Here is a 24,434-nt window from a genome sequence, read left to right on the forward strand (position 1 = left end):
TGGAGAAGCTCATGACCCTGCTCAAATTCAGCGATGTGTCCCTTGCTTTCGGCTCTACGCCGTTGTTGGACAAGGTGTCCTGGCAGATCGCCCGTGGAGAGCGGGTGTGCATCATCGGCCGCAACGGCACCGGCAAGTCCAGCATGATGAAGCTGGTAAAAGGTGATCAAAAGCCCGACGACGGTTCTGTCTGGCGCGCACCCGGCCTCAAGATTGGCGAATTGCCGCAAGAGTTGCCGGTTGCCGACGGACGGACGGTGTTCGACGTGGTGGCCGAAGGCCTCGACGGTGTGGGCGAGCTGCTGGCTCAGTACCACCACCTCAGCCAGAACATCGTCACCGACGCCGATCTGGACAAGCTGATGCACGTCCAGCAAGACCTCGAAGCCCGTGACGGCTGGCGCTTGCAGCAACTGGTCGACAGCACCCTGAGCCGCTTGCAATTGCCGGCGGATAAAACCCTGGCCGAATTGTCCGGCGGCTGGCGTCGTCGTGTTCTGTTGGCGCAAGCGCTGGTGTCCGAGCCGGACCTGCTGCTGCTCGACGAACCGACCAACCACCTGGACATCGGTGCCATTGCCTGGCTCGAAGAAGCCCTCAAGGACTTCCAGGGGGCCGTGCTGTTCATTACCCACGACCGTTCATTCCTGCAAAATCTGGCGACCCGGATTCTGGAGCTGGACCGTGGCGGCCTGATTGACTGGAACGGCGACTACGCCAGTTTCCTGGTCCACAAGGAAGCCAGCCTGGCAGCGGAAGAAACCGCGAACGCGCTGTTCGACAAGCGCCTGGCCCAGGAAGAAGTGTGGATTCGCCAGGGCATCAAGGCGCGCCGCACCCGTAACGAAGGCCGTGTGCGTGCGCTCAAGGCCCTGCGTGTTGAACGCAGCGAGCGCCGTGAGCGCACCGGCAAAGCCAATATCCAGCTCGACACCGCTGACAAGTCCGGCAAGCAAGTGATGGTGCTGGAAAACGTCAGCTTCGCGCACCCGGAAGGTCCGTTCCTGATCAAGGACTTCTCGATGGTGTTGCAGCGCGGCGACCGTATCGGTCTGCTGGGCGCCAACGGTACGGGCAAAACGACCCTGCTCAAGTTGATGCTGGGCGGTTTGCAGCCTACCAACGGCAAGGTGGAAGAGGGGACGCGCATCGACGTGGCGTACTTCGACCAGTTGCGTCATCAGTTGGACCTGGAAAAAACCGTTATCGATAACGTGGCTGAAGGCCGTGACTTTATCGATATCGATGGCCAAAGCCGCCACGTCCTCAGCTACCTGGGTGATTTCCTGTTCAGTCCGCAGCGTGCCCGCACGCCGGTCAAGGCGCTGTCAGGGGGCGAGCGTGCGCGCTTGCTGCTGGCCAAGTTGTTCAGCAAGCCTGCCAACCTGCTGGTCCTCGACGAACCGACCAACGACCTCGACGTCGAAACCCTCGAGTTGCTGGAAGAGGTCTTGCTGACCTTCAAGGGCACCGTATTGATGGTCAGTCACGACCGGGCATTTCTCGACAACGTGGTCACCAGCACGTTGGTCTTTGAAGGCGAAGGCAAGGTGCGTGAATACGTGGGCGGTTATCAGGACTGGCTGCGCCAGGGCGGCTCGCCGCGCTTGCTCGGCGTGACTGAAAGCAAATCCGGCAAGGCGGACCTCACCTCGGCCGTGGTCACAGCAGCTCCCGCGCAAGCGCCGGCGGCGGCGCCTGTTGCGGCAAAAAAGAAGCTGAGCTACAAGCTGCAGCGCGAACTGGAAGCGCTCCCGGGCGAGATTGATGCCAAGGAGCAGGCGATTGCCGCAGTCGAAGCTGAAATGGCTGACGCGGGCTTCTATCAGCGTCCTGCTGCACAAACGGCTGAAGTGATTGCCAAGCTTGAAGCGTTGCAAGCGGAACTTGAGCAACTGGTGGAGCGTTGGGCTGAGCTGGATGCCTGATTGAGCAGTTGCTGAACTGAAAAAGCCCGGCCTTTTTAATCAAAAGGTCGGGCTTTTTTGCTCGCGGGGGGGGGCTCAGTCGGGCTTTTTGAGGCTGACCGCCAGTACGTCGCAAGGCGCGCCATGCAGCACGTCGTTGGCGGTGGAGCCCAGTAGCAGGGCAAGGCCGTGGCGGCCGTGGCTGCCGACGACGATCAGGTCGCAGTGATGCTCCTTGGCAAAACTGTGAATTTCTTGTCGGGGCTGGCCATAGGCTAGCTTGCAATTTTCTTTTGTGAGTTGCGGATAGATATCGATCAGCCGATCAAGGCACTTTTTGGCCTGATCAAACTGTTGTTGTTGCACCTGTGACAGGTCTATCGGCACATCCCCGCCAAAGGCCATGGCCATGGGTTCGACGATGTGGATCAAAGACAGCGTGGCGCCATTGGCTTCTGCGCTGGCGCTGGCGCGATAAATCACCGGGTCGCACTCTTCAGTCAGGTCTACGGCAACCAAAATATGCGTGTAGGGTTTGGGGGTGGACATGTGAGGCGCTCCTGTAAACGGTCATGGGCGTGAGTATGGCTCTTTTGCAGAGCCTTGGTTCAAGTCAGGGTCAATGCATTAATTTGAAGGCAGTGAGAGTACACATATGACGGTATGGATAGTGGTGTCAATCCTGGCGCTGATTTTGAGTCCGCTTGCCTGGCTGCGTCCTTCGCGTCGTCAAAGCGGGCGTATGGCGCTGCGCATGGAAGCACGGCGGATGGGTTTGGCCATGCAATTGACGCCTCAGGAATGGCCGCATTGGCTGGAGCCGGAGCCGCCCGGCTCATGTGCGCAGTTTCATCGTCCGCGGCGCGGCAACGACCCGCAGGTGTGGTGTTATTGGCAATCCGCGCCGGGAATATGGGTCAATCAATGGCGTGAAGTCTGCACCGATGAGCGCTTGTTGGCGCAGTTTCGCAAGCTGCCGGCGAACGTATACAAAGTGGAAGCAGGCAAGCAGATGATCGCCCTGTACTGGGGCGAGAAAGGCGAATCGCAGGTCTTGGTGGCGATCGATGAAGTCCTCAAAGCCCTCGCGTGAGCGGGCTGCCACCGTCTCGCGGCGGCGTGCGCAGGCGAGCAAGAACTGACTGATGGGTCGTTTTGTCATCGTTGTTTCGGACAATTGACAAGCGCACGCTTTTCCGTGAAGGTGTGACACCCAAATCAAACGGGCGTATGAATCGAGTGTTTGCCGTGCAGGCAACGTTCGCATAACCCCGAATATCGCGTTGGCGGGTGTGCCTGGTGGATTGGCGTTAGCATTGACGGTGTCGTCATTGCCAGCCAGACGCTAGCGTCCGACGTGTACTGTTCAGCTTCCATATCCTGGAGATCAGTTGATGATTTACGAAGGTAAAGCCATCACGGTTACGGCTCTTGAAAGTGGCATCGTCGAACTGAAGTTCGACCTCAAGGGTGAGTCCGTCAACAAGTTCAACCGTCTAACCCTGAACGAACTGCGTCAGGCAGTCGATGCGATCAAGGCAGATGCTTCGGTCAAGGGCGTTATTGTTTCCAGCGGCAAAGACGTCTTCATCGTCGGCGCGGACATCACCGAATTCGTCGAAAACTTCAAGTTGCCGGATGCCGAGCTGATTGCTGGCAACCTCGAAGCCAACAAGATCTTCAGTGACTTCGAAGACCTCAATGTCCCAACCGTAGCAGCCATCAACGGAATTGCACTGGGCGGTGGTCTGGAAATGTGCCTGGCGGCGGATTTCCGTGTCATGGCCGACAGCGCCAAAATCGGTCTGCCCGAAGTCAAGCTCGGCATCTATCCGGGCTTTGGCGGCACGGTTCGCCTGCCGCGCCTGATTGGCGTGGACAACGCGGTTGAGTGGATCGCCTCCGGCAAAGAAAACCGTGCTGAAGATGCGCTGAAAGTCAGCGCCGTTGACGCTGTAGTGACGGCCGACAAGCTGGGCGCTGCGGCCTTGGACCTGATCAAGCGTGCCATTAGCGGCGAGCTGGACTACAAGGCCAAGCGCCAGCCAAAACTTGAGAAGCTCAAGCTGAACGCCATTGAACAAATGATGGCATTCGAAACCGCCAAAGGTTTCGTGGCCGGTCAAGCCGGTCCGAACTACCCGGCGCCGGTTGAAGCGATCAAAACCATCCAGAAGGCTGCGAACTTCGGTCGCGATAAAGCACTGGAAGTGGAAGCGGCAGGTTTTGCCAAGCTGGCCAAGACCTCTGCCTCGCAATGCCTGATTGGGTTGTTCCTGAACGATCAGGAACTGAAGAAAAAAGCCAAGATCCACGACAAGATCTCCAAAGACGTGAAGCAGGCTGCCGTTCTGGGCGCGGGCATCATGGGGGGCGGTATTGCCTATCAGTCGGCCTCCAAAGGCACGCCGATCCTGATGAAAGACATCAACGAGCACGGCATCGAGCAGGGTCTGGCTGAAGCCGCCAAGTTGCTGGTGGGGCGCGTTGATAAAGGTCGTATGACCCCCGCCAAAATGGCTGAAGTGCTCAATGGAATTCGTCCTACTTTGTCCTACGGTGATTTCGGTCACGTGGACCTGGTGGTCGAAGCGGTCGTTGAAAACCCGAAGGTCAAGCAGGCGGTACTCGCTGAAGTTGAAGACCACGTCAAGGAAGATGCCATTCTGGCCTCGAACACCTCGACCATTTCCATCAGCCTGTTGGCAAAAGCCCTCAAGCGTCCGGAAAACTTCGTCGGCATGCACTTCTTCAACCCGGTGCACATGATGCCGCTGGTTGAAGTGATTCGTGGCGAGAAATCCAGTGACCTGGCTGTGGCCACCACGGTTGCCTACGCCAAGAAAATGGGTAAAAACCCGATCGTCGTCAATGATTGCCCGGGCTTCCTGGTCAACCGTGTGCTGTTCCCGTACTTCGGCGGTTTCGCCAAGCTGGTCAGCGCTGGCGTCGACTTCGTGCGCATTGACAAGGTCATGGAAAAATTCGGCTGGCCAATGGGCCCGGCGTACCTGATGGACGTGGTCGGCATCGACACTGGCCACCATGGTCGCGACGTGATGGCGGAAGGTTTCCCGGACCGCATGAAAGATGACCGTCGTTCAGCGATCGATGCGCTCTACGAAGCCAAGCGTCTGGGTCAGAAAAACGGCAAGGGTTTCTACGCTTACGAGGCGGACAAGCGCGGCAAGCAGAAGAAAGTCGTCGACTCAAGCGTGCTTGAGGTGCTCAAGCCGATCGTTTACGAGCAGCGTGACGTCACCGACGAAGACATCATCAACTGGATGATGATCCCGCTGTGCCTTGAAACCGTGCGTTGCCTGGAAGACGGCATCGTTGAAACCGCCGCCGAGGCCGATATGGGCCTGGTGTACGGCATCGGTTTCCCTCCATTCCGTGGCGGCGCCCTGCGCTACATCGACTCGGTCGGTGTTGCAGAGTTCGTGGCCCTGGCTGATCAGTACGCTGAACTGGGCGCGCTGTACCACCCGACGGCGAAGCTGCGTGAAATGGCCAAAAACGGCCAGAGCTTCTTCGGTTAAGCGCCCCATTAGAGTGAGAGTGAAATTATGAGCTTGAATCCTAGAGACGTGGTGATTGTAGACTTCGGTCGCACCCCGATGGGCCGCTCCAAGGGTGGCATGCATCGCAACACCCGTGCTGAAGACATGTCTGCGCACCTGATCAGCAAAGTGCTGGAGCGCAACAGCAAGGTTGACCCGAACGAAGTGGAAGATGTGATTTGGGGTTGTGTTAACCAGACCCTGGAGCAGGGCTGGAACATCGCGCGCATGGCGTCGTTGATGACCCAAATCCCGCACACCTCCGCAGCCCAGACCGTGAGCCGCCTGTGCGGTTCATCCATGAGCGCGTTGCACACCGCGGCGCAAGCGATCATGACCGGCAACGGTGACGTATTCGTGGTAGGCGGCGTCGAGCATATGGGGCATGTGAGCATGATGCATGGCGTCGACCCTAACCCGCACATGTCGCTGTATGCGGCCAAGGCGTCGGGCATGATGGGCCTGACCGCTGAAATGCTGGGCAAGATGCACGGTATCACCCGTGAGCAACAGGATGCTTTCGGCGTTCGTTCACACCAGTTGGCCCACAAGGCGACGATTGAAGGCAAGTTCAAAGACGAAATTATTCCGATGCAGGGATATGACGAAAATGGCTTCCTGAAAACCTTCGACTACGATGAGACCATTCGTCCGGAAACGACAATGGAAAGCCTGGCGGCGTTGAAACCTGCGTTCAACCCTAAAGGCGGCACGGTAACCGCCGGTACGTCGTCGCAAATCACTGATGGTGCATCGTGCATGATCGTGATGTCCGCTCAGCGTGCAAAAGACCTGGGTCTGGAGCCTCTGGCCGTGATTCGTTCGATGGCTGTTGCAGGTGTAGACCCTGCAATTATGGGTTATGGTCCGGTTCCGGCGACGCAGAAAGCCTTGAAGCGCGCGGGCTTGAGCATGGCCGATATAGACTTCATCGAACTCAACGAAGCGTTCGCTGCACAGGCGCTTCCGGTGCTGAAAGATTTGAAAGTGCTCGACAAGATGAATGAGAAGGTTAACCTGCACGGCGGCGCCATTGCTCTGGGTCATCCATTTGGATGCTCGGGTGCGCGTATCTCCGGCACCTTGCTCAATGTGATGAAACAAAATGGCGGCACCTTCGGGTTGTCCACCATGTGCATTGGTCTTGGCCAGGGCATTGCAACTGTCTTCGAACGCGTCTAAGCGTTGCGTTGACAGAAGCCGGGGCCAAGTGCCCCGGTTTTTGTTTTTATGACTTTTTAATCGTCATGAGCTTTAATTTTTTTATGTGTAAAGAGGGTGTCGCAACATGCCGCTACAACCGGGCCTCTATCAGCATTACAAAGGGCCGCAATATCGGGTATTCAATGTGGCTCGCCATTCTGAAACCGAAGAGGAAGTGGTGTTCTACCAAGCCCTGTATGGGGATTTCGGTTTTTGGGTGCGCCCATTGAGCATGTTTTTGGAAACGGTCGAAGTGGATGGCGAGCAGGTACCGCGCTTTGCACTGATCGAGGCCGAACCCAGTCTTTTTTCCCGGCCATAAGCGGGCGTCGCGCAGCACCCTGCGCTTGACCTCACCTTGTTGCCACTATATATAGCGGTGCCGCGTCAGGCGCGAACCGCCTTTCACTTCTAGAATTCAGGAATTTTCTGATCCATGGGCAAATCGCTGGTCATTGTGGAATCCCCGGCTAAGGCCAAGACCATCAACAAGTACTTGGGTAACGAGTACGTGGTGAAGTCGAGTATCGGCCATATCCGAGACCTGCCCACCAGCGGTTCGGCTAGCGCCAGCAAAGAACCGGCTGCCAAGCGTGGCAAGGCCGCGGCGGGCGAAGCACCTGCTTTGTCGCCGAAAGAGAAAGCTCAAAAGCAGCTGATCTCGCGCATGGGCGTCGATCCGGAGCACGGCTGGAAAGCCAAGTACGAGATCCTTCCCGGCAAGGAAAAGGTCATCGAAGAGCTGCGCCGGCTCGCCAAGGATGCTGACACCATCTATCTCGCAACCGACTTGGATCGCGAGGGGGAGGCCATTGCATGGCACCTGCGCGAAGCCATCGGTGGGGATGACAGTCGCTACAAGCGCGTGGTGTTCAACGAGATCACCAAAAAAGCCATTCAGGAAGCGTTTTCCAAACCGGGCGAGCTGGACATCAACCGCGTCAATGCCCAGCAAGCGCGCCGTTTCCTCGATCGCGTGGTGGGCTACATGGTTTCGCCGTTGCTGTGGTCAAAAATTGCCCGTGGTTTGTCGGCAGGTCGCGTGCAATCGGTGGCCGTGAAGCTGGTGGTTGAGCGTGAGCGCGAAATTCGCGCGTTCAACCCTGAAGAGTATTGGGAAGTTCATGCGGACCTGGGCACGGCCAAAGGCGCAAAAGTGCGCTTCGATGTGGCCCGCGAAAAAGGCGAGGCCTTCAAGCCGCTGAATGAAGCCCAGGCCATGGCAGCGCTGGAGAAGCTCAAGGCATCCAGCTACACCATCGCCAAGCGTGAAGACAAACCGACCAGCAGCAAGCCGTCGGCACCGTTCATCACCTCCACCCTGCAACAGGCCGCGAGCAATCGCTTGGGCTTCGGGGTGAAGAAAACCATGATGATGGCTCAACGCTTGTACGAAGCGGGCTACATCACCTATATGCGTACCGACTCCACCAACCTGTCGGCGGATGCGGTTGAAATGGCCCGCACCTACATTGAAGGTGAGTTCGGCGCGTCGTATCTGCCGCCAGCGCCTAACGTCTACAGCAGCAAGGAAGGCGCACAAGAGGCTCACGAAGCGATTCGTCCTTCAGACGTGAACATGCACCCGAGCAAGCTGTCGGGCATGGAGCGCGACGCTGAGCGCCTTTACGAGCTGATCTGGCGCCAGTTTGTGGCGTGCCAGATGCTGCCGGCCAAATATTTGTCCACCACCGTGAGTGTGGCGGCCGGTGATTTTGAGCTGCGCGCCAAAGGCCGCATTCTCAAGTTCGACGGTTACACCCGCGTCATGCCGCAAATTGCCAAGCCGGGCGACGACGATGTGTTGCCGGACATGGCTCAGGGCGATGTGTTGAAACTGATCAACCTTGATCCGACCCAGCACTTCACCAAGCCACCGGCACGTTACTCCGAAGCCAGCCTGGTCAAAGAGATGGAAAAGCGTGGCATCGGTCGTCCATCGACCTATGCAGCCATCATTTCGACCATTCAGGATCGCGGCTATGTGGCCTTGCACAACCGCCGTTTCTACTCCGAAAAAATGGGCGACATCGTTACCGAGCGTTTGTCCGAGAGTTTCTCCGACCTGATGGACTACGGCTTCACCGCCGGTATGGAAGAAAACCTCGATGACGTGGCGCACGGTGAGCGTGACTGGAAGAACGTGCTGGACGAGTTCTACGGCAGCTTCAAGAAAAAACTTGAAGTGGCGGCGGACCCGGACAGTGGCATGCGTGCCAACCAGCCGGTGATGACTGATATTGCGTGCAAGGAATGCGGGCGCCCGATGCAGATCCGTACGGCATCGACCGGTGTATTCCTTGGTTGCTCGGGCTATAGCCTGCCGCCCAAAGAGCGTTGCAAAGCCACCGTCAACCTGGTGCCGGGCGACGAGATCGCAGCGGACGATGAGGGTGAGTCTGAGTCGCGGGTTTTGCTGGGCAAGCACCGTTGCCCGATTTGCAGCACCGCCATGGATGCTTACCTGCTGGATGAGAAGCACAAGCTGCACATCTGTGGTAACAACCCGGACTGCGCTGGCTACGAAATCGAAGAGGGCAGCTACCGCATCAAAGGGTATGAAGGCCCGAGCCTGGAATGTGATAAGTGCGGCAGCGAGATGCAGCTCAAGACCGGCCGGTTCGGCAAGTTCTTCGGCTGCACCAATGCGGAATGTAAAAACACACGCAAGCTGCTGAAAAGCGGTGAAGCGGCCCCGCCGAAAATGGACCCGGTGAAAATGCCGGAGCTCAAGTGCGAGAAGGTCAACGACACCTACATTCTGCGTGACGGTGCGTCGGGGCTGTTCCTGGCAGCCAGTCAGTTCCCGAAAAACCGTGAGACTCGCGCACCGCTGGTGATTGAAATCATTCCGCATAAGGATGAAATCGATCCGAAGTACCACTTCTTGTGTGAAGCGCCGAAGAAAGACCCGGAGGGTCGACCTGCTGTGATCCGTTACAGCCGTAAAACCAAGGAGCAATACGTGCAAACTGAAGTGGACGGCAAGCCGACAGGCTGGCGCGCGTTCTACGACGGTTCCAGCTGGAAAGTTGAAGACAAGCGCAAAGACAAAGACGCTTGATCCGTTGCTGAACGGCTAAAAACCGCGCGAGGGCTGCATGCCCCGCGCGGTTTTTTTTGACCTGTGGTTGAGGTCTCGGCCAGGCAAGAGGCTGATGCTTTCGTGCGACGACTTCGTCGCCGGACGCCGCGCTAAGCGTCAAAGGCTATAGAGGCAACAGTCCGGTTGCCGCAGATTCAGGGCGCGAAGAGTGAAGCCCCTTGCGCCTGTCACCTCATTTCCTTGAGACTGCTCGACCTGCCCTAACCCTTTTGCTGTGGAGCGCCTGTATGGCTCACGAACTCTATACCCGCACCAATCAGAAAATTTATTTTGCGGGCTTGGCGCTGGAAGCCATGAATAAGGCATCACACGGCGGGGCCATGAACGCGCAAGCATTGCGACAGGCAGAGTGCGAGTCGGCAGTGTTTCACTTGTATGGCGCGCTGCTGGGTTTGTGTCATGAAATTGCGGGTTTCTATCGGTTACCGCAGGCTCACGCTAATCGTGTGGAGTTGTTGCTGACGCAAGACGTATTGGACGCCAACGCTATTCCGGAACTGGCCGAAATGGTGGAGCTGGTACGGGCTCCGGGCACTTGGCTGGCGCAGTTAGTGGCCGCGCATGCAGCCCTGTATCAACCCTTGCAGGCGCCTAAAAAGGTCAAGGCCGATGTGTTTCAACCCTTGATTGACGTGGTCAGTCTGGAAGATGACGTGCAGGAAACACTCAGCCACGAAACCCTTGAACAATGGCGTCAAAGCCTTAAGAAAATGGCCCTGCGCTTTCGCGATGCACTCAATGAGTGCTAAAAGTCGGGTTCGAAACTGTACGGTCATTCATCAGGACGTCATTAAAGCGCCACAGAACGTGGCAAATTCCTGAGGGATGACTGATATAATCCCGCGCTTTCGTGGAGAACCAACTTTTATGCCAACGTCCTTTCTAGAAATTGTCGAATTGCCTGACGGCCGTATCGAATTGCGCCGGGCTGAGGACGAGGGGTCTTTGGTGACGCTGAACTTCTCTGAAGACGCCAAGGCCTTTCTTCAGGGGCAGCATGTTGAAGTGGCAAAAGCCATGTTGAGTGTTGGGGTGCAAATGGCGGGGCGGCTGGCCGAGGGCGAGCTTGATAAAGAGGATGAAGGACCGCGCATCCTTCACTGAGTGTTTCGGTTGAACCGTTCAACGGCTGGCTTCTGTGTTCTATAGAAGCCCCGTGCTGGAGCTGTTTAGCCCAATCGAATATTCAGGCTTTGCCCTTGACCCATCAGGGCTGCGCCAATCAATTGTTGACGTGCGGTGCTGTTGAGCGGGTTTATCCAGCTCACCACCGTGTGGCTGCGGCCCAGGCGCAGCGCTTCACAGGTCAATTGCAAAGCGCTCTTGTTGCCGTTGGGCTGGAGCAGCAAAATGCGTTCGCGGTTCAGGCCAGCATCGCGCAGCCAGCTTTGCGTCAGGCTGGCGGGTGGAGCGATCAGTGTCAGCCAGCGCTCATCTTGTTGCTCGCTGAGTTCGCGAAGCATGGGGGCCAACAGGCTCAAGCAGTTCTCGGCAGCGCCGCGTAGCGACAGTTCACTGAAAACTTCAGGTTCTGCGCGCCAGGGTGAATCAAGCACGGTCTTGATCGTGGCGGGCATGGGTTGAGCCATGAATGCCTCGAATAAAGGAAGTTGTGCGGGTAGCGATGTGTGCGGGAACTGCATGACGCCTCCTTATTAACGGCGAATAACGCCGACACTCAGGCCTTCGATAACCAGTTCCTGCTCTTTGAGGTTGACCTCAATCGGCGCGAAATCGGGGTTCTCGGCGATCAGCCAGACTTTGCTGCCTTCTCGCTTGAATCGTTTGACCGTTACTTCGTCATCAATACGGGCTACCACGATTTGCCCGTTTCTTGCCTCGCGGCACGTGTGGACGGCAAGTAGGTCGCCATCAAAGATGCCAACGTCCTTCATGCTCATGCCCTGGACGCGCAACAGGTAGTCGGCGCGCGGGTGGAAGAAGGTCGGGTTGATGTTGCAGGACTCTTCAACGTGTTCCTGCGCCAGTATGGGAGCGCCAGCGGCCACTCGACCGATGATGGGCAGGGTGGACTCGTCGGCACTGGCCTCGAAGCCGGGGATCCGGATGCCGCGGGAGGCGCCCGGCGTCATTTCGATGGCGCCCTTGCGGGCCAGGGCTTTGAGGTGTTCTTCGGCGGCATTGGGTGACTTGAAGCCCAACTCCTGTGCGATTTCGGCACGGGTGGGCGGGTAGCCGTTGTCATCCAGGCAGCGTTTGATAAAGGCCAGGATCTCAGCTTGGCGTGGCGTCAGTTTTAGCATGTTGATCGCTCTGTCTTTTTATACAGTGACTGGGATTATATACAGTGAAGGCTCATTGGCAATGCTCCATTTTTAACCGTCCGCTGGACGGTCGTCGATGAGCAGTGAGGCGGCTACTTTATCAGCACAGATCGCGTCCTCCGAGGCTGTGGTTAAATGCCGGACTGGCCGGTCGCAAAAAGAATGCCCACCTTGACTTTTTACAAACTGAAACGTATGTTTCAAACAACTGTTTAAGTGTTTGTCAGTCGGAGTAGACATGGCCCAGTCGGAAACCGTTGAACGTATCCTTGATGCTGCTGAGCAGCTGTTCGCGGAAAAAGGTTTTGCCGAGACTTCATTGCGGCTGATCACCAGCAAGGCCGGGGTCAACCTGGCGGCTGTGAATTACCATTTCGGGTCTAAAAAAGCGCTGATCCAGGCCGTCTTTTCGCGCTTCCTCGGGCCTTTCTGCGCCAACCTCGACCGTGAGCTGGAACGGCGTCAGGCCAGGCCGGACAGCCGTCCCGAGCTTGAAGAACTGCTGGAAATGCTGGTGGAGCAAGCGTTGGTGATTCAGCCGCGCAGCGGCAACGACCTGTCCATCTTTATGCGATTGCTGGGGTTGGCGTTCAGTCAGAGCCAGGGGCATTTGCGCCGCTATCTTGAAGACATGTATGGCAAGGTGTTTCGCCGTTACATGCTGCTGGTCAATGAAGCGGCGCCGCAAATCCCGCCGATTGAACTGTTCTGGCGCGTGCACTTCATGCTGGGGGCGGCTGCGTTCAGCATGTCCGGGATCAAGGCGCTGCGCGCAATTGCCGAAACCGATTTCGGGGTTAACACCTCGATCGAGCAAGTCATGCGTTTGATGGTGCCTTTTCTGGCCGCTGGCATGCGTGCCGAAAGCGGCGTGGTCGATCCTGCGATGGCGGCGGCACAAATGCGCCCGCGCAACAAAACGTCTCAAGCCAACCCCAAGCTTTGACCTGACGCGGGTGGGCGTGGCTGCGCAGTTCCGCTAAGCTTGCCGCCATGCTCATTCCCGCCTTGCTCCCCTGTCCCCACTTCACGGCTGCTGCCCACACCGCAGGCGCGCACGCCGCTGCCTGCATTCGGGGCCGGGGAGCACGCGCACTTTCTTTTAAGGATTACCCATGAGTTCTGCCTTGCAAGGCTCCTTGATGGTGGACGTCGCCGGCACCTGGCTGACGGCTGACGATCGACACCTGCTGCGCCAGCCTGAAGTGGGCGGCCTGATTATTTTTGCGCGAAATATTGAGCACCCGCGTCAGGTGCGTGAACTGTGCGCATCGATTCGCGCCATTCGCCCCGACCTGCTGCTGGCGGTGGATCAGGAGGGCGGGCGGGTTCAACGCCTGCGCCAGGGGTTCGTCCGCTTGCCTGCCATGCGTGCCATCGCTGATAACCCCAATGCCGAGTACCTTGCCGAGCAATGCGGCTGGATCATGGCGACTGAGGTCTTAGCAGTGGGTCTGGACTTGAGTTTCGCGCCCGTACTGGATCTCGACTACCAGCGCAGTGCCGTGGTCGGTAGCCGCTCATTTGAGGGCGATCCGCAGCGGGCTGCAACCCTGGCTGGTGCGTTCATCCGCGGGATGAATGACGCTGGAATGGCCGCCACGGGTAAGCATTTTCCGGGGCACGGGTGGGCTGAAGCTGATTCTCATGTGGCCATTCCAGTCGATGAGCGCAGCCTTGAACAGATTCGCAGCCACGATCTGGTGCCGTTCGCGCGTCTGAGTCAGCAGTTGGCGGCCGTCATGCCGGCCCATGTGATTTATCCCAAGGTCGACAGCCAGCCCGCTGGCTTTTCCCGTCGCTGGTTGCAGGACATCCTGCGCGGTGAGCTGGGGTTTGATGGCGTCATTTTCAGTGATGACCTGTCGATGGCCGGCGCCCATGTCGTGGGTGACGCGGCCAGTCGCATCGAAGCGGCCTTGACGGCCGGCTGCGACATGGGCCTGGTGTGCAATGACCGCGCGGCGGCGGAGCTGGCCCTCACGGCGGCCCAGCGCCTGAAGGTCACGCCTTCAGCCCGCATTGCACGCATGCGCAGTCAGGCCTTCGCCAGCACCGACTACCGCCAGGACCCGCGTTGGCAGGTGGCGATCGGTGCGCTCAAAGATGCTCAGTTGATTGATTAAGGGATCGCTCTGATGACGGTTTACGCAATTATGGGTGGCACGGGCCTGACCCAGCTTGAAGGCTTGACCATTACGCGCTCGCTGGCGCTGGATACCCCGTATGGTCCGACCTCGGCCGACATTCAGGTCGGTGAGTTCGCCGGGCGTGAAGTGTTGTTTTTGGCGCGCCATGGACACCCGCATCGGGTCCCGCCCCATCAGGTGAACTACCGCGCCAACATTTGGGCGCTGAAACAGGCAGGTGCTCAGGCGATTTTGGCGGTCAATGCCGTAGGCGGTATCCATATGGCCATGGGCACCGGGCATTTCTGCGTACCGCACCAATTGATCGATTACACCAGTGGCCGGGAGCACACGTTTTTTGCGGGGGATCTGGAGCATGTCACGCACATTGACTTCAGCCATCCCTACACCGAATCCCTGCGCGAGCAGTTGATCGGCGCATTGGCTGCCGAGGGGTGTTCATACAGCTCCCATGGTGTGTATGCGGCGACCCAAGGGCCGCGCCTTGAAACAGTGGCTGAAATTGCTCGCCTTGAGCGTGACGGCTGCGACATTGTCGGCATGACCGGTATGCCCGAGGCGGCACTGGCCCGTGAGCTGGAACTGGAATATGCCTGTCTGGCGTTGGTGGTGAACCCGGCAGCGGGCAAGTCCACGGCAATCATTACCATGGCCGAAATCGAACAAGCCCTGCGCGACGGCATGGGCAAGGTCAAATCGACGCTGGCACGTGTGCTGGCAGGGTAAGCCCTTTACCTGCTGTAGCCGCCAGACGAAGCCTGGCGCTGCTGGTCAGCGGCTACAGGATCGGGATTAACGCTTTTCGGTTTTGGGTGGCAGGGGCGCGAACAGCGCCTCAATGTCGTCGTCCTGCAACTTCCAGTCTCCCGCACTACGGCCGTCCAGAACCCCTGCGGCCAGATCTGACTTTTCCTGCTGCAAGTGCTGGATTTTCTCTTCCACGGTGCCGCGGGCAATCATCTTGTACACAAATACCGGTTTCTCTTGCCCGATGCGGTAGGCACGGTCGGTGGCCTGGTTCTCGGCGGCCGGATTCCACCACGGGTCGTAGTGAATCACGGTGTCCGCTTCGGTCAGGTTCAAACCCACGCCACCGGCCTTGAGGCTGATCAGGAAAATCTGCAGTTTGCCGCTCTGGAAGTCTTTGACGGGGGTGCGCCGGTCCCGCGTTTGCCCTGTGAGCAGAGCGTAGGCAATGTTGCGCTTCTTCAATTCAGCTTCGATGAGCCCGAGCATTGAGGTGAATTGCGAAAACAGAAGAATGCGCCGCCCCTCGGCGAACAACGCTTCAAGCATCACCATCAAGCTGTCGAGCTTGCCCGACGTGCTGCCTTTCTTCGGCGGGTTATCGCTCACAAGCCGCAAGTCGCAGCACACCTGGCGCAGCTTGAGCAGCGCTTCAAGAATGATGATCTGGCTGCGCCCGACGCCTTTGCGGGTGATTTCATCGCGCACTTTCTTGTCCATCGCCAGGCGCATGGTTTCGTAAACGTCCCGCTGCGCTTCGTTCAGGTCCACCCAGTGGATGATCTCGGTCTTGGGTGGCAGCTCGGTGGCGACCTGCTCTTTGGTGCGGCGCAGCAGAAACGGTTTGATACGTGCGTTCAAGTGTTGCAGGCGCTCATCGTTGCCTTGGCGCTCGATCGGCACCCGATAGTCGCGGTTGAAGGTTTTGACGTCCCCCAACCACCCGGGCAGCAAAAAGTGAAACAGCGCCCACAGTTCCCCCAGATGGTTCTCCAACGGCGTTCCGCTCAGGCACAGGCGCTGGCGTGCCGACAGTTCGCGCGCGGCCTGTGAGGCTTTGCTGTTCGGGTTCTTGATGTACTGCGCTTCGTCGAGAATCAGAATGTGTAGCGGCACGTTGGCCAACCGCTCAATGTCTTTGGGCAGCAAGGCATAGGTGGTCAGGATCAGGTCGTATTCGCTGAGGTGTTCGTAGTGTTTTTTGCGACTGGCCCCATACAGCGCCAGCACCTTGAGCTGCGGGGTGAAGTGCGCGGCTTCGTCCATCCAGTTCGGAATCAGGCTGGTGGGCATCACCACCATGGCCGGGCGGTCCAGTCTGCCAGCGTTTTTTTCGCACAGAATGTGCGCCAGGGTTTGCAGGGTTTTGCCCAGTCCCATGTCATCCGCCAGAATCCCGCCCACTTCAAGCTGGCGCAATGACTGCATCCAGCTCAATCCTTCAAGCTGATAGGGGCGCAACGTGGCATTGAGCCCCTGTGGCGGCGCCACGCTGAAATCCTTGATGTCGCGCAAGCGTTGGGCGAACCCGCGAATCTGTTCACCGCCCTCCCAGCGCAGGGGGATAGCGTCCAGGGCATTGAGCCGTGGCGCGTCAGCGCTCTTGATACGCAAGGTCGTGGCGCCCGGTTCGCCCAGGTAAAACTCACCCAGGGTGGCCAGCACGGGTTTCAGGCGTCCGTAGGGCAAGGCCACTTGCAACGGCACGTGGGTGCTGTTGGGAATGGCCGGGATGTTCACCAGAATCAGTTCATCGTCACGGCGTTTGGCCAGTTTTTCGGGGCTGAGAATCTCGGTGTGCGAGCGCATCAGGTTCAGCAAGATGGGCAGCAAACTCAGGCGTTGGCCATTGACGATGATCCCCAGTTCCAGGTCGAACCAGTCACGCTCCGGCGCTTCGTCGACGTTGGCATACCAGTCTTCGACAGGGCTCAGGTCAAAGCCGAAATGCTCGTCGATCTGTAACTCCCAGCCCTGGTCTCGCAAGCTGTTCATCTGATTGAGGGTGAAATTCAGCCAGGCACTGTCGTTGACCATTTCAAACAGTTCACCGGCGCTTTCAGGCAGGGCTTTGCTCTGGCGGGTAGCGATTTTGAATCCCAGGGCACGCAGTTGCTCGCGGTAGGCGTTTTCTGTTTCGGGGTGGCGCTTGATGCGCAACACGTGGTCATCCTGGCGAATCAGCACGTCGGCGTTTTTCTGCCCCGAGACGTAATGCTCCCGGTAGTTGAAAGACAGCGCCGCGCGGTGCTGGATGTAACGCTGCATTTTGCCGTTGCGCGGCTCGAACGCACTGAACTCGGCACTGGCCAGCCACAAGCGCGGCACCGGTTGCACGTCGTCGATCAGTTGTTCGGGCAGGTTGGCAGGGCGGCGCGCGTCGAGCACCGCTTGCAGTTTTTCCAGAAGCTCGGCGTCCTGGGCAGCAGCAGGGTAATTCAAAGTGTCTTCAATCTTCAGTAGTACGGCCGCGATGTGCTTGCAGTGGATGCGCACAGGGCAGGTGCACGTCGCGCCCACCAGTAGCAACGAGCCTTTGGCAGACTCGCGCAACTCAATGGTTTGACGGTAGGGGTTTTCGCCTGAACCCTGACAGCTGGACGTGATCTGGCTGTCACCGATCCGGGCGATTCTGACGCGATTTTCCCTGGCGTAGCGACGGCCACGCTCAAGGGTTTGCTCTTTGAACCGGCTGACCCACGTTGGCGCCAGCGGTTTGGTCAGTCGGGGTGTCGGGTTCAGGGGCATGGGGACTTCATTGTGCGGGCCCCATCAAGAAGGCTTCGGAGTCAGGCGCTCAAACAGCGCTTCGATGGTATTGAAGCGCTCATCCGGGCGTTCCATGGGCACCATGAACTTGAACAGCGTCGCGCCTTCAAACTTGTAGCGATTGGGCTGGCCCTGAATCAGTTTGATCAGCACCAGCGGATCGACCGGGGTGTCCGCGGCAAACTCGATGCGCCCGCCTTGCGGCCCGGCATCGACTTTTTTGATGCCCAGTTGTTCGGCGTGCAGCTTGAGCAAGGTAATGCGCACCAGGTTTTTGGTCGGTTCCGGCAGCAGGCCGAAGCGGTCGATCATCTCGACCTGCAAGTCCTTCAAGCCTTCTTCGTCGGTCGCTGAGGCGATGCGCTTGTACAGAATCAGTCGCGCATGCACATCCGGCAGGTACGACTCGGGAATCAGCGCGGGCACCCGCAGGTTGATCTCGGGGCCGCCGCCCAACGGCTGGTCGAGGTTCGGTTGTTCGCCCTTGCGGATCGACTTGACGGCGCGTTCGAGCATTTCCATGTACAGGGTGAAACCCACGGCCTGGATCTGGCCACTTTGGCCGTCGCCCAGAAGCTCGCCAGCGCCACGGATTTCCAGGTCGTTGGTGGCCAGTACAAAGCCTGCACCCAAATCTTGGGTGTTGGCGATGGCCTCCAGGCGCTTTTGCGCGTCCCCGGTGATTTGCTGGCGTGGAGGCGTCAGCAGGTAGGCGTAGGCCTGGTGGTGACTGCGGCCCACGCGGCCGCGCAACTGGTGCAATTGCGCCAGGCCGAACTTGTCGGCGCGTTCGATGATGATGGTGTTCGCACTCGGCACGTCGATACCGGTCTCGATGATGGTCGAGGCGATCAGCACGTTGAAGCGCTTGTGATAGAAGTCGCTCATTACTTGTTCGAGTTCGCGCTCGCGCATCTGGCCGTGGCCAATGCCGATACGGGCTTCGGGGACGAGTTCGGCTAGATCGGCCGCGCATTTCTCAATGGTCTTCACATCGTTGTGCAGGTAGTAAACCTGCCCACCCCGCAGCAGTTCACGCAGCAGGGCTTCTTTGACCGTGCTGTTGTTCTGCTCCATGACGAAGGTGCGCACTGACAGGCGGCGGGCGGGCGGCGTGGCGATGATCGACAAGTCGCGCATGCCCGAAACCGCCATGTTCAGCGTGCGCGGGATCGGCGTGGCGGTGAGGGTCAGAATGTCGACTTCGCTGCGCAGGGCCTTGAGCTGTTCTTTCTGGCGCACGCCGAACCGGTGTTCCTCATCGATGATGACCAGCCCGAGGTTTTTGATTTTGACGTCGTCTTGCAACAGTTTGTGGGTGCCAATCACGATGTCGATCTTGCCTTCGGCCAGATCGGCGACCGCCGCATTGATCTCTTTGGCCGATTTGAAGCGGCTCATGACTTCTACCCGCACTGGCCAGTCGGCGAATCGGTCGCGGAAGCTGTTGTAATGTTGCTGTGCCAGCAGAGTAGTGGGAACCAAAATGGCGACCTGACGCCCGCCATGCACAGCGATGAACGCCGCGCGCATGGCCACCTCGGTCTTGCCGAAACCTACGTCACCGCACACCAGGCGATCCATGGGCTTGGGCGCGAGCATGTCGGCGCGCACCGCTTCGATGGCGGTCTGCTGATCCGGGGTCTCTTCAAACGGGAAGCCCGCGCTGAAGGTTGCGTAGTCGGCTTTCGGGTCGTCGAACGCGTAACCTTCGCGGGCGGCGCGACGGGCATAAATGTCGAGCAGTTCGGCAGCCACATCGCGAACCTGTTCAGCCGCTTTGCGTTTGGCCTTTTGCCAGGTTTCAGAGCCCAGGCGGTGCAGGGGCGCCAGCTCGTCATCGCTGCCGGTGTAGCGGGCAATGAGGTGAAGGTTGGCCACGGGCACATAGAGCTTGGCGCCTTCGGCGTATTCGAGGGTCAGGAACTCAGCCACCTGATTGTCGACTTCCAGGGTCGCCAGGCCTTGATAGCGGCCAACACCGTGGTCGATGTGCACCACCGGCGCACCTTCGCGCAGCTCGGTCAGGTTTTTGATTACGGCGTCGTTGTTGGCGTCGGCGCGTTTTTCACGGCGTCGGCGCTGCATCACTCGCTGACCGAACAGCGGGCTCTCGGCGATCAGGGCCAGCGCCGGATCGTCCAGCAACAAGCCTTCATCGAGCGGGGCAATGGTGATTGCCAGGCGATGCTTGCTGGACACGAAGTCCGGCCAGCTGTCGACGGTTTTGGGGCGCAGCTTCAATCGCTCAAGCAGCTCCAGCAAGACTTCGCGGCGACCGGCGGACTCGGCGGTAAACAGCACGCGGCCTTCAAATTGCTCAAGAAACCCCGAGAGGGCGGCCAGCGGCTGATTGGCCTTGGCCTCGATCGCAAGATTGGGCAATGGCTGCGCCGGGAAGCGTTCGCGGCTGCTGCCGGTGTCCAGGTCATCCTGACTGGCGACCACCCGCGGCCAGCTTTTCAGGCGGGCGAAGCAGTCTTCGACCGGCAGGAACAGTTCGGCGGGCGGCAATAAAGGACGGGAGGGGTCAACCCGGCGTTCTTCGTAGCGGTTGCGCACGTCGGACCAGAAGTTCTCGGCGGCCTGTTCGATGCCGGGCAACGAGAACACCTGGGTGTCGCCGGGCAGGTAATCGAACAGGGTGGAGGTTTCGTCGAAGAACAGCGGCAGGTAGTACTCGATACCTGCTGGCGTAATCCCGCTGCTCAAATCCTGAAAGATCGGGCAGCGTCGAAAGTCGACGTCGAACCGTTCGCGGAACCGTGCCTTGAAGCGTGTCACGGCATCCTTCTGCAGGGGGAATTCCCGTGCGGGAAGCAGGCGAACCGAATCGACTTTGTCGATGGAGCGCTGATTCTCCGGGTCGAAGGTGCGCAGGGTTTCGATTTCGTCGTCGAACAGGTCGATCCGGTAAGGCAGCTTGCTGCCCATGGGGAACAGGTCGATCAAAGCGCCGCGTACGGCGAACTCGCCGTGCTCGTACACCGTGTCGACACAGCGATAACCGCTGGCCTCCAGGCGGGTGCGCATCTGCTCGACATCCAGTTTTTGGCCGATGTCCAGCACCAGACTGCTGCCGAGCAGAAACTTGGTCGGTGCCAGGCGGTGTAGGGCCGTGGTGATCGGCACTACCAAAACGCCATGATCCAGCTCGGGCAACCGGTACAGGCTGGCGATGCGCTGGGAAATGATGTCCTGATGCGGCGAAAACAGGTCGTAGGGCAGGGTTTCCCAGTCCGGGAAATGCAAGACGGGCAGCTCGGGTGCAAAGAACCTCAACTCCTGCTCAAGGCGTTCGGCGCTTTGGCTGTCGGCGGTCAGGAGCAGGGTGAAGCGCTTGGCGGCGCTGGCAGCCTCGGCAATGGCGAGGCTCAGGGCGGCACCGGGCAGGTTGCCCCAGTGCTGTTTGCCTGCCGTAGCAGGAAGTTTGGGTAGTCGCAGGACGGGCACGGAAGGTTGAGCTCCAAGCGTTGCGGCAAAGAGGCCGATTGTAACGGGCCTGGGGGTTGGCTGTCAGTCGCCGTCTTTAATGGCGCGCCAAATCCTTCGGGGAAACGGTAAAACGCCGTCCGTCCCCCCTTGGCAAGCCCTTAAAAGGCAAGGGAAAACTGCGCATGGCGATTTTTTTCACCTGTAAATATTGGAGCTTAATCGTTTCAGTCAGCCCGCATGACAGGCGCACATTGCCCATGGCCAGAGGCGGCGGCATAATGTAGCCCCTTTTTTCAGCCCCTACATGTGGAAGGTTCCCGTGACTCAGAAGCCCGACCAGTGTCTTGGTGAATGGATCGACCGTGAAGCACTCGCAGAAGCGATGATTCCGCTGATTGGTCAGCTTTACCGCAATAACAACGTGGTGAGCTCGATCTATGGCCGCAGCCTGATCAACCGTTCAGTCATTGCGATTCTCAAAGCTCACCGCTTTGCGCGTCATCGTCAGTCCGATGACATCGAATTGTCCGTGCACGAAACTTTCCCGCTGCTCAAAGCGATGAGCGAACTCAAGCTGGGTGCTGCTTCGGTAGACCTGGGCAAGCTGGCCGTCAAGTTCAAGACCGAAGGCAATGGCCGTACCGCCGAGCAGTTCGTGCGTGAAGAACTGGCCGACGTTGTGGGTCAGCAAAACGCTGACGCCCGTAAAGGCACCGACGTTGTGCTGTACGGTTTTGGCCGTATCGGCCGCCTGCTGGCGCGCATCCTGATCGAAAAAACCGGCGGCGGCGACGGCCTGCGCTTGCGTGCGATCGTGGTGCGCAAAGGCGCCGATAACGATCTGGTCAAGCGTGCCAGTCTGTTGCGTCGTGACTCCGTGCATGGCCCGTTTGACGGCACCATCGTGGTTGACGAAGAAAACAACACCATCACCGCCAACGGCAACCTGATTCAGGTGATCTACGCGAAGAATCCGACCGAGGTGGACTACACCCAGTACGGCATTCAAAACGCATTGCTGGTGGACAACACCGGTGTATGGCGTGACGCCGACGGTCTTGGCCAGCACCTGGCGTGCCCTGGCGTTGATCGTGTGGTTCTGACCGCGCCTGGCAAAGGCAAGCTCAAGAACATCGTTCACGGCATCAACCACGGTGAGATCACCGCTGACGACAAAATCATCTCGGCTGCTTCCTGCACCACCAACGCCATCGTGCCGGTGCTCAAAGCCGTCAATGACAAGTTCGGCATTGTGAACGGTCACGTTGAAACGGTTCACTCGTACACCAACGACCAGAACCTGATCGACAACTTCCACAAAGGCGATCGCCGTGGCCGTTCGGCTGCGCTGAACATGGTTATCACCGAGACCGGCGCTGCTACTGCTGCGGCCAAGGCGCTGCCTGAGCTGGCTGGCAAGCTGACCGGTAACGCGATCCGTGTGCCTACGCCTAACGTGTCGATGGCCATCCTCAACCTGAACCTTGAGAAGCCGGCTACCCGTGAAGAAATGAACGAGTACCTGCGTCACATGGCGCTGCACTCCGAACTGCACAAGCAGATCGACTTCGTCAGCTCGCAGGAAGTGGTTTCCACTGACTTCGTTGGCTCGCGTCATGCGGGTGTGGTTGATGCGGAAGCAACAATCTGCAACGACAACCGCGTTGTGCTGTACGTGTGGTACGACAACGAGTTCGGTTACAGCTGCCAGGTGGTTCGCGTGATGGAAGACATGGCCGGGGTTAACCCGCCAGCGTTCCCGCGCTAAGCGACTGCCGCACTTGAAAACGCCCCGACTGGTTCGGGGCGTTTTTGTAGGTGCGTTATGGCGTCAGTGCCGCGATATCACGCGTGACTGGCCACGGCCGATTTGGCTGTACGCCGTTCATGTGTGTTGCCACGGAACAGCACCACGGTGGCAATCAGTCCCAGCACGGCGGCGCCGGTCAGCCACAGGCCAGGGGCCGCCTTGTTGTCCAGCACGTGGATCAAGTAGGTGCACGCCGCCGGGGTAAAGCCACCGAACGTTGCGGTCGCCAGGCTATACGCCAGCGAGAAGCCCGTGGTCCGCACCTCGACCGGCATGATTTCGGTGAGCGCCACCACCATCGCGCCGTTGTACGAGCTGTACAGGAAGGACAGCCACAGTTCGACGATCAGCAAGTGGCTGAAGCTCGGGTTGGCCACCAGCCAGGACAACGCCGGATAGGCGGTCAGGATCGCGAGAATGGTCGCGCCCAGCAGCAAGGGTTTGCGCCCGACCTTGTCAGACAGTGAGCCCATCACCGGTAACCAAAAGAAATTGGAGGCGCCGATGCAGACCGTCACCAGCAGTGCATCAAAATCCGACAGATTCAGTTCTGCTTTACCGAAGGTCGGGGTGTAAGCCGTGATCAGGTAAAACGACACGGTGGTCATGACCACCAGCGCCATGCCGCCCAGGACGAGTCCAAAGTTCTGACTGATCGAACGAATGATTTCTCGCAGGGTAGGGCGATGTTCGCGCGCTTCAAACTCGGGTGTTTCTTCCATTGAGCGGCGAATGACAAATATCACCGGGACAATCAGGCAGCCCAGCAAAAACGGAATGCGCCAGCCCCACTCACCCATGTCCTGTGGGCTGAGCCAGTGATTCAAGCCGACGCCAAGCAGCCCGGCAAAGACCACCGCGGCCTGCTGGCTTGCGGACTGCCAGCTGACAAAAAAGCCTTTGCGGCCCGGCGTGGCGATTTCTGACAAGTAAACCGAGACGCCACCCAGCTCCACACCGGCGGAGAACCCTTGCAACAAACGCCCCAGTAGCACCAGCAGCGGCGCCGCCACGCCCAGCGTGGCATAACCCGGCACACAGGCAATCAGCACAGTGCCCATGGCCATCAGGGCGAGGGTGATGATCAGCCCTTTGCGTCGGCCATGGCGGTCAATGTAGGCGCCGAGGAAGATTGCACCCAGCGGGCGCATCAAGAAGCCGGCACCGAATGTGGCCAGCGCGAGCATCAGGGAAGCGAAGGCGTTATTGCTTGGAAAGAAGGTGTTGGCGATGGCTGTGGCGTAAAAGCCGAAGACCATGAAGTCGAACATTTCGAGGAAGTTACCGCTGACAACGCGAAAAATCGCCTTGCCTTTACCTGCACTGGAGGCCATCAGAAATCACCCGCTGTTATCTGTTTTATGCGTATCCATGTTTTTAGTCGTCCACACTGTCTGGTCCGGGCCTGCGCCAGTCAGACAAACAGTTTTGTAACCATATGTGTATCAAGATGTGTAGG

Annotated in this window: 19 protein-coding genes; 12 read left to right on the forward strand and 7 right to left on the reverse strand. The window is 58.8% G+C overall.

Features of this window, described 5'->3' with window-relative positions:
- Positions 1–11: 11 nt before the first annotated feature.
- Positions 12–1,928, forward strand: a complete 1,917-nt coding sequence (locus tag IF654_RS07580) for an ATP-binding cassette domain-containing protein (protein WP_047274090.1) — start codon at positions 12–14, stop codon at positions 1,926–1,928.
- 75 nt (positions 1,929–2,003) lie between these two features.
- Here the strand turns inward: IF654_RS07580 and IF654_RS07585 are convergent, their stop codons facing one another.
- A complete protein-coding gene (locus IF654_RS07585; RefSeq protein ID WP_094988214.1) occupies positions 2,004–2,456 on the reverse strand; it encodes a universal stress protein in 453 nt (150 codons plus the stop codon).
- 106 nt (positions 2,457–2,562) lie between these two features.
- Between IF654_RS07585 and IF654_RS07590 the strand changes: the two genes are divergently transcribed.
- The 7 genes from IF654_RS07590 (at position 2,563) to IF654_RS07620 (ending at position 10,883) form a co-directional block, all read left to right on the forward strand.
- A complete protein-coding gene (locus IF654_RS07590; protein ID WP_047274023.1) occupies positions 2,563–3,000 on the forward strand; it encodes a hypothetical protein in 438 nt (145 codons plus the stop codon).
- Positions 3,001–3,301: 301 nt separating this feature from the next.
- Positions 3,302–5,449 (forward strand): fatty acid oxidation complex subunit alpha FadB, encoded by a 2,148-nt coding sequence (gene fadB, locus IF654_RS07595; RefSeq protein ID WP_094988215.1) that lies wholly within the window; start codon positions 3,302–3,304, stop codon positions 5,447–5,449.
- 27 nt (positions 5,450–5,476) lie between these two features.
- Positions 5,477–6,652, forward strand: coding sequence for an acetyl-CoA C-acyltransferase FadA (gene fadA / locus IF654_RS07600; protein WP_047274026.1), 1,176 nt, complete (start codon positions 5,477–5,479; stop codon positions 6,650–6,652).
- A gap of 106 nt (positions 6,653–6,758) precedes the next feature.
- Positions 6,759–6,995, forward strand: a complete 237-nt coding sequence (locus tag IF654_RS07605; protein ID WP_047274027.1) for a DUF1653 domain-containing protein — start codon at positions 6,759–6,761, stop codon at positions 6,993–6,995.
- Positions 6,996–7,109: 114 nt separating this feature from the next.
- The gene (topA, locus tag IF654_RS07610) at positions 7,110–9,737 is read left to right on the forward strand and encodes a type I DNA topoisomerase (protein WP_094988216.1); all 2,628 of its coding nucleotides are present in this window, start codon (positions 7,110–7,112) and stop codon (positions 9,735–9,737) included.
- 269 nt (positions 9,738–10,006) lie between these two features.
- Entirely contained in the window at positions 10,007–10,528 is a 522-nt protein-coding gene (locus IF654_RS07615; protein WP_194862617.1) for a DUF6586 family protein, read from the forward strand.
- Positions 10,529–10,646: 118 nt separating this feature from the next.
- Positions 10,647–10,883, forward strand: a complete 237-nt coding sequence (locus IF654_RS07620; RefSeq protein WP_047274033.1) for a hypothetical protein — start codon at positions 10,647–10,649, stop codon at positions 10,881–10,883.
- Between the two features lie 65 nt (positions 10,884–10,948).
- On the opposite strand, the gene sulA is transcribed toward IF654_RS07620, so the two are convergent.
- Both sulA and lexA read right to left on the reverse strand, forming a co-directional pair.
- Positions 10,949–11,422 carry an SOS-induced cell division inhibitor SulA gene (sulA, locus tag IF654_RS07625; protein ID WP_047274035.1) on the reverse strand — a complete coding sequence of 158 codons (474 nt, stop codon included), beginning with the start codon at positions 11,420–11,422 and terminating at the stop codon, positions 10,949–10,951.
- Between the two features lie 12 nt (positions 11,423–11,434).
- Positions 11,435–12,043, reverse strand: a complete 609-nt coding sequence (gene lexA / locus IF654_RS07630) for a transcriptional repressor LexA (protein ID WP_047274037.1) — start codon at positions 12,041–12,043, stop codon at positions 11,435–11,437.
- Between the two features lie 259 nt (positions 12,044–12,302).
- Here lexA and IF654_RS07635 point away from each other — a divergent pair, with 259 nt between their 5' ends.
- The 3 genes from IF654_RS07635 (at position 12,303) to IF654_RS07645 (ending at position 14,940) form a co-directional block, all read left to right on the forward strand.
- Positions 12,303–13,010 (forward strand): TetR/AcrR family transcriptional regulator, encoded by a 708-nt coding sequence (locus IF654_RS07635; protein ID WP_047274039.1) that lies wholly within the window; start codon positions 12,303–12,305, stop codon positions 13,008–13,010.
- Between the two features lie 181 nt (positions 13,011–13,191).
- Entirely contained in the window at positions 13,192–14,190 is a 999-nt protein-coding gene (gene nagZ, locus IF654_RS07640; protein WP_169835869.1) for a beta-N-acetylhexosaminidase, read from the forward strand.
- 12 nt (positions 14,191–14,202) lie between these two features.
- Positions 14,203–14,940, forward strand: a complete 738-nt coding sequence (locus IF654_RS07645) for an S-methyl-5'-thioinosine phosphorylase (RefSeq protein WP_047274042.1) — start codon at positions 14,203–14,205, stop codon at positions 14,938–14,940.
- A 66-nt stretch (positions 14,941–15,006) separates the two neighbouring features.
- Here IF654_RS07645 and IF654_RS07650 read toward each other — a convergent pair whose 3' ends face one another.
- The 3 genes from IF654_RS07650 to IF654_RS07660 all read right to left on the reverse strand — a co-directional run bounded on the left by IF654_RS07650 (position 15,007) and on the right by IF654_RS07660 (position 21,442).
- The gene (locus IF654_RS07650) at positions 15,007–17,709 is read right to left on the reverse strand and encodes a DEAD/DEAH box helicase (RefSeq protein WP_047280168.1); all 2,703 of its coding nucleotides are present in this window, start codon (positions 17,707–17,709) and stop codon (positions 15,007–15,009) included.
- Positions 17,710–17,733: 24 nt separating this feature from the next.
- Positions 17,734–21,183 (reverse strand): transcription-repair coupling factor, encoded by a 3,450-nt coding sequence (mfd, locus tag IF654_RS07655; RefSeq protein WP_047274045.1) that lies wholly within the window; start codon positions 21,181–21,183, stop codon positions 17,734–17,736.
- A 76-nt stretch (positions 21,184–21,259) separates the two neighbouring features.
- Positions 21,260–21,442: a hypothetical protein gene (locus IF654_RS07660; RefSeq protein ID WP_157774096.1), complete on the reverse strand. Its 183-nt coding sequence runs from the start codon at positions 21,440–21,442 to the stop codon at positions 21,260–21,262.
- A 27-nt stretch (positions 21,443–21,469) separates the two neighbouring features.
- On the opposite strand from IF654_RS07660, the gene IF654_RS07665 reads away from it, so the two are divergent.
- The gene (locus tag IF654_RS07665) at positions 21,470–22,933 is read left to right on the forward strand and encodes a glyceraldehyde-3-phosphate dehydrogenase (protein WP_047274047.1); all 1,464 of its coding nucleotides are present in this window, start codon (positions 21,470–21,472) and stop codon (positions 22,931–22,933) included.
- 77 nt (positions 22,934–23,010) lie between these two features.
- On the opposite strand, the gene tcuC is transcribed toward IF654_RS07665, so the two are convergent.
- A complete protein-coding gene (tcuC, locus tag IF654_RS07670; protein ID WP_047274049.1) occupies positions 23,011–24,309 on the reverse strand; it encodes an MFS transporter in 1,299 nt (432 codons plus the stop codon).
- Positions 24,310–24,434: the final 125 nt, after the last annotated feature.

The sequence above is a fragment of the Pseudomonas lundensis genome, assembly GCF_015377145.2.
GTDB lineage: Bacteria > Pseudomonadota > Gammaproteobacteria > Pseudomonadales > Pseudomonadaceae > Aquipseudomonas > Aquipseudomonas lundensis.

Coding starts and splice junctions, on each gene's coding strand:
- sulA (WP_047274035.1), bottom strand. CDS start 11,422: ATGCAGTTCCCGCACACATCGCTACCCGCACAACTTCCTTTATTCGAG.
- IF654_RS07620 (WP_047274033.1), top strand. CDS start 10,647: ATGCCAACGTCCTTTCTAGAAATTGTCGAATTGCCTGACGGCCGTATC.
- IF654_RS07585 (WP_094988214.1), bottom strand. CDS start 2,456: ATGTCCACCCCCAAACCCTACACGCATATTTTGGTTGCCGTAGACCTG.
- IF654_RS07645 (WP_047274042.1), top strand. CDS start 14,203: ATGACGGTTTACGCAATTATGGGTGGCACGGGCCTGACCCAGCTTGAA.
- topA (WP_094988216.1), top strand. CDS start 7,110: ATGGGCAAATCGCTGGTCATTGTGGAATCCCCGGCTAAGGCCAAGACC.
- fadA (WP_047274026.1), top strand. CDS start 5,477: ATGAGCTTGAATCCTAGAGACGTGGTGATTGTAGACTTCGGTCGCACC.
- IF654_RS07615 (WP_194862617.1), top strand. CDS start 10,007: ATGGCTCACGAACTCTATACCCGCACCAATCAGAAAATTTATTTTGCG.
- IF654_RS07635 (WP_047274039.1), top strand. CDS start 12,303: ATGGCCCAGTCGGAAACCGTTGAACGTATCCTTGATGCTGCTGAGCAG.
- lexA (WP_047274037.1), bottom strand. CDS start 12,043: ATGCTAAAACTGACGCCACGCCAAGCTGAGATCCTGGCCTTTATCAAA.
- IF654_RS07665 (WP_047274047.1), top strand. CDS start 21,470: ATGTGGAAGGTTCCCGTGACTCAGAAGCCCGACCAGTGTCTTGGTGAA.
- IF654_RS07580 (WP_047274090.1), top strand. CDS start 12: ATGACCCTGCTCAAATTCAGCGATGTGTCCCTTGCTTTCGGCTCTACG.
- IF654_RS07605 (WP_047274027.1), top strand. CDS start 6,759: ATGCCGCTACAACCGGGCCTCTATCAGCATTACAAAGGGCCGCAATAT.
- tcuC (WP_047274049.1), bottom strand. CDS start 24,309: ATGGCCTCCAGTGCAGGTAAAGGCAAGGCGATTTTTCGCGTTGTCAGC.
- IF654_RS07590 (WP_047274023.1), top strand. CDS start 2,563: ATGACGGTATGGATAGTGGTGTCAATCCTGGCGCTGATTTTGAGTCCG.
- fadB (WP_094988215.1), top strand. CDS start 3,302: ATGATTTACGAAGGTAAAGCCATCACGGTTACGGCTCTTGAAAGTGGC.
- IF654_RS07650 (WP_047280168.1), bottom strand. CDS start 17,709: ATGCCCCTGAACCCGACACCCCGACTGACCAAACCGCTGGCGCCAACG.
- IF654_RS07660 (WP_157774096.1), bottom strand. CDS start 21,442: ATGCCGCCGCCTCTGGCCATGGGCAATGTGCGCCTGTCATGCGGGCTG.